The organism is Agrobacterium sp. DE0009 (assembly GCF_007680755.1).
Lineage (GTDB): Bacteria > Pseudomonadota > Alphaproteobacteria > Rhizobiales > Rhizobiaceae > Agrobacterium > Agrobacterium tumefaciens_B.
Map to the genome: position 1 here is coordinate 1 of NZ_VEIU01000025.1, position 1810 is coordinate 1810.

Here is a 1810-nt window from a genome sequence, read left to right on the forward strand (position 1 = left end):
GGCGCTCGAAGCCGTCAAACGGATCGACGGCCTGTTCGATATTGAGCGCGAGATCAACGGTCTTACGGCCGATCAACGCCTGGAGCGTCGCCGGAAAGACAGTCTGCCACTCGTCGATGATCTGCAGGTCTGGCTTCAAATCGAGAGGGCAAAGCTCTCACGCAGTTCTCCGGTGGCGGAGGCGATCGACTACATGCTCAAGCGCTGGGATGGCTTCACGTCATTTCTGCAGGCCGGCCGGATCTGCCTATCGAATAATGCGGCAGAGCGAGCGCTCAGAGGCTTTGCGCTCGGCAGAAAATCCTCTCATGACCGTCCGTCAACAATAAAGGGTATGCGAAATCGCCGCCCGCTTGCGCGTAGCCAAAATGTATGGAGCCCAGCAGGGACAGAGCATCGGGTAAGAATTATCGACGGTCGCTCAAACTCTCATTCTGGGGTTTGGTTATCCCAGTTGTGACCATGCGTCGTGGGCTGCCTCGTTCTGGCTGCGGGGATCGATGATCGCCCCTCCAACTTGCCTGAGGATTCTCCATACCGCACCCGATGCCCTGACCATGCCGGGCAGATTTATATCTCTATGTTCGTCGCTTCATTTTTCCAGGTCTGGTTTCAGCTCGCTAGGCTGAACATGTTGGCATACTGCCCAAATGAACCCGAGTAGTTCACGCGCGACTGCCGTCACCGCAACTTGGCTTCGCTTCCCGTTCGAGATTAGTTTGCGATACCTGCCATGTAATCGGACCTGAGCCTTCCAGGCTATATCTTTGATGACCTGTTGGGTCTCCGGCATTCGCGTCCAGCACCACTGCCCGACTTTCGGCCTGTTGCGGTAACACCAAGCTGCTTCGAACAGAAGTGCGCGTAACGTTATGTTTCCGCTCTTGGTAATTCCGCGCGGCCGAAGCGATTTACCACTTGACCGTTCTCCTGGCACCAGGCCGAGATATGCCATCAGCTGACGAGGATTAGCGAAGCGCATGAAGTCGCCTATCTCCGCGACTAACGCCACTGCCACTACGACCCCAATACCCTTCAGCGCCTGAAGCGCCTCGACAATAGGGGCCAATGACCAATGCGGTATCAGTTCGACGATCTGTTCGTCGAGTTCTTTCCGGCGGCTTTCAGCTTGCTCATGTGCATTGGAGATAACTCTGGAAGGCAATCTGTTGAGCGATGTGATCAAAGCTTTGGTCGGATAGCCAGACCCTGTGCCGATAGGTCCAGCTTTTCGCGCCGAACTGTCTTCCCTGACGTAGCAGAAAGCTCTGGATTCGCTGTCGCGCTTTTCGAACATCGTAGGAGGCAGTCTGTCGTGCCCTCGCAAGATCTCGCATCGCTTCATGCACCTCGTCCGGTACCCACACCGCAGTCAGCTCACCTGCACGAAGCAATCGCGCCAACATAGATGCATCGCGGGTGTCATTCTTTATCCGGTCGCTGGGCTTCTTGGGAGTCATCGATGGAGCGACAACGATACATTTCGCACCCTTGGCATGCAGCGTTCTGTAGAGCCCATAACCGGTCGGGCCGGCTTCATGAGCGAACTCCAGCTCGGCATATTTGCCACGAAGCTTGTTGAGCAACTTGTCGACTGAAGTTGGTGTATTCGCAATCGTGCCCCACGATCGGACTTCGCCATTTCGTTCGGCCTCGGCTACCGCAACGGCGATGGTATCCTTATGGACGTCAAGGCTGACATATGCTGTCATCTTTTCCATGATCGTTCCCTTCCGTTTTAGCGCCCCTCTGGCGCTAAAACATCTTGCGAGGGATCGCTGCCCCCGCCAAGGACGGTCATATCATCTGG

General features: G+C 55.7%; 2 pseudogenes. One reads left to right on the top strand and one right to left on the bottom strand.

What is annotated here, in order from left to right:
* A pseudogene (locus FS804_RS24615) lies at nt 1-304 on the top strand (transposase); the annotation flags it as partial.
* A gap of 288 nt (nt 305-592) precedes the next feature.
* Here the strand turns inward: FS804_RS24615 and FS804_RS24620 are convergent.
* Nucleotides 593-1721 (bottom strand): annotated as a pseudogene (locus tag FS804_RS24620) (IS110 family transposase).
* Nucleotides 1722-1810: the final 89 nt, after the last annotated feature.